This window comes from Aeromicrobium sp. (assembly GCF_036676885.1).
In the GTDB taxonomy this organism is placed as follows: Bacteria; Actinomycetota; Actinomycetes; order Propionibacteriales; family Nocardioidaceae; genus Aeromicrobium.
The window spans coordinates 1-3,313 of the sequence record NZ_JAKFCB010000138.1 but is presented as its reverse complement, the minus strand read 5'-3'; the positions used below and the strand labels follow the sequence as shown (position 1 = coordinate 3,313).

The following is a 3,313-nucleotide window of genomic DNA, read 5'->3' as shown; positions in this document are numbered from 1 at the left end:
GCGTCGAACACCAGCAGGGTGTTCTTCAGCGCGTTCGCGGCGATGCCGCCGACGACGGCGTCGTCGAGCAGTTCGACCAGCGGGTGCACGTTGTAGCCGCCGAGCATGGTGCCCAGCAGTTCCGTCGCGCGCTCGCGGCTCAGCAGCGGGCTCGCTTCGGTGCCGAACGCGACCGCGGCCAGGTACGAGGCCTTGACCTTGGCGGCGTCGTCGACGCCGGCCGGGACGCGATGGGTGATCAGGTCGAGCAGGAAGCCCTCCTCGCCCGCCGGCGGCTGCTTCAGCAGCTCGATGACCTCGGCGGTCTGCTGTGCGGTCAGCGGCAGCGGCGGGATGCCCAGCGCGGCGCGCTCGGCAACGTGTTGGCGGTAGCTGGAGAGCATGGAAATCCCGTCAGGTGAGGCGGAAGGGCACCCGTCGCATCGCCACGCGCGGCCGCGAGGCCGCGTGCGCGGGAGACAGGGCGACACAGGAACCGGGAGCCACGCCGGCCGACGCGCGTGCGTTCGGAGGGCGGCCAATCCCGGGTGCGTATTTTGCCCGACGATGGGCCTGCGGGCAAACCCGAGCCATGCCCGCAGGCCTTTTGCGACAAGGGTTTGCGGCCCGTTTCGAAACGCGGAGCCTTCGACCTTGGTCGTGGTTACACGCGACCTGAATGCGATTTCGTGATAATCCCGTGGCCCCATGTCCCTTGCCACCGGCAGCGCCCGCCCGGCCCTGCGCAGGTGCCGTCCGTCCCCGCACACAGGGAGCCCCCCATGTCCGACTCCTTCTCGACCCGCCGCCAGCTCGAACTCGGCGGTCGCGCCCTCACCTACTTCAGCCTGCCGGTGCTCGGCGAGCGCTACGACCTCGCCCGCCTGCCGTATTCGATGAAGATCCTGCTGGAGAACCTGCTCCGGCACGAGGACGGCGTCAGCGTGCTGCCGGCGCACATCGAGGCGGTCGCCCAGTGGGACCCGAAGGCCGAGCCGGACACCGAGATTGCCTTCATGCCGGCGCGCGTGGTCCTGCAGGACTTCACCGGCGTGCCGTGCGTGGTTGACCTGGCGGCGATGCGCGACGCCGTCGCCCGCCTGGGCGGCAAGCCGTCCCAGATCAACCCGCTGATCCCGTCCGAGCTGGTCATCGACCACTCGGTGCAGGTCGACGTGTTCGGGCGCGCCGACGCGCTCGACCTCAACGGCAAGATCGAGTTCGAGCGCAACAAGGAGCGCTACGCGTTCCTGCGCTGGGGCCAGAAGGCATTCGCCGACTTCAAGGTGGTGCCACCGAACACCGGCATCGTCCACCAGGTCAACCTCGAGCACCTTGCCCGCGTCGTGATGGAGCGCGAGGTGACGCTGCCGGACGGCCGCGTGGAGCTGCAGGCGTTCCCCGACACCGTGTTCGGCACCGACAGCCACACGACGATGATCAACGGCATCGGCGTGCTCGGCTGGGGCGTCGGCGGCATCGAGGCCGAGGCCGCGATGCTCGGCCAGCCGTCGTCGATGCTGATTCCGCAGGTGGTCGGCTTCAGGCTCACCGGTCGCCTGCCCGAAGGCGCGACCGCGACCGACCTGGTGCTGACCGTCACCCAGATGCTCCGTTCGCTCGGCGTGGTCGGCAAGTTCGTCGAGTTCTTCGGCGACGGCCTGCAGCACCTGCCGCTGGCCGATCGCGCGACGATCGCGAACATGGCGCCGGAGTACGGCGCCACCTGCGGCATCTTCCCGATCGATGCCGAGGCACTGACCTACCTGCGCCTGTCCGGCCGCAGCGAGGCCCACATCGCGCTGGTCGAGGCCTACGCCAAGGCGCAGGGCCTGTGGCACGACGCCACCTCCCCGCAGGCAAACTACTCGACCACGCTCGAGCTCGACCTCGGCGATGTGCGTCCGTCGCTTGCCGGCCCGAAGCGGCCGCAGGACCGCGTGCTGCTCGAGAAGGTCCAGGAGAACTTCCACGCCAGCCTCGAGGGGCTCACGGCCGGGCGCCAGGCCCGCCGGGGCGAGGTCAAGCGCATGGACGCCGAGGGCGGCGACCAGCCGCAGGCCGAACACCTCGCCGCGCGCCCGACGTCGCGGATCCGCATCCACGACCAGGACGCCGACCTGTGCGACGGCTCGGTGGTGATCGCCGCGATCACCTCGTGCACCAACACGTCGAATCCGGCGGTGATGCTCGGCGCCGGCCTGCTCGCGCGCAACGCCGCGCGGCTCGGCCTCAAGGCCAAGCCGTGGGTCAAGACCTCGCTGGGCCCGGGCTCGCTGGTGGTCACCGACTACCTGAAGAAGGCCGGCGTGCTCGACGATCTCGAGACGCTCGGCTTCTACGTCGTCGGCTATGGCTGCACGACCTGCATCGGCAACTCCGGCCCGCTGCCCGACGAAGTGTCGCGCGGCATCGCCGAGAACGACTTGGCCGTCGCGTCGGTGCTGTCGGGCAACCGCAACTTCGAGGGCCGCGTGCACCCCGAGGTCAAGATGAACTACCTGGCGTCGCCGCCGCTGGTGGTCGCCTACGCGATCGCCGGTACGGTCGACATCGACCTCACCCGCGACCCGCTCGGCCACACGCCCGACGGCAAGGCGGTGTTCCTGCGCGACATCTGGCCGAGCAACAAGGAAATCGGCGACACGATCGCGGCCACCGTCGGGCCGGAACTGTTCGCGCAGAACTACGCCGACGTGTTCAAGGGCGACACCCGCTGGAACCAGATCGCCTCGCCCGACGGCGAGTCGTACGCATGGGACGAGGCGTCCACGTACATCAAGAACCCGCCGTACTTCGACGGCATGACGATGTCGGTCGGCACCATCGGCGACATCCGCGGCGCGCGCGTGCTCGGGCTGTTCGGCGACTCGATCACCACCGACCACATCTCGCCCGCCGGCAACATCAAGAAGGACTCGCCGGCCGGACGCTTCCTGCAGTCGCGCGGGGTGCAGCCGGCGGACTTCAACAGCTACGGCAGCCGGCGCGGCAACGACGACGTCATGGTCCGCGGCACCTTCGCCAATATCCGCATCAAGAACCTGATGCTCGGCGGCGAGGAAGGCGGCAACACGCTGCACCAGCCCTCCGGCGAGAAGCTGCCGATCTACGACGCGGCGATGCGCTACAAGGCCGAGGGGGTGCCGCTGGTGGTGATGGCGGGCAAGGAGTACGGCACCGGCTCGTCGCGCGACTGGGCCGCCAAGGGCACCAACCTGCTCGGCGTGAAGGCGGTGATCGCCGAGAGCTTCGAGCGCATCCACCGGTCCAACCTGGTCGGCATGGGCGTGCTGCCGATGCAGTTCAAGCCCGGACAGAACGCGGGAACGCT

Annotated in this window: 2 protein-coding genes; one reads left to right on the top strand and one right to left on the bottom strand. The window is 69.5% G+C overall.

Annotated features, from left to right (window positions below; genetic code table 11):
- Window positions 1-383, bottom strand: a 383-nt coding sequence (locus V6M46_RS07010; protein WP_332663255.1) for a hypothetical protein, incomplete at its 3' end; no start/stop codon positions are given.
- Between the two features lie 378 nt (window positions 384-761).
- Here V6M46_RS07010 and acnA point away from each other — a divergent pair.
- Window positions 762-3,313: aconitate hydratase AcnA (acnA, locus tag V6M46_RS07005; protein WP_332663253.1), on the top strand; the 2,552-nt coding region annotated here is incomplete at its 3' end.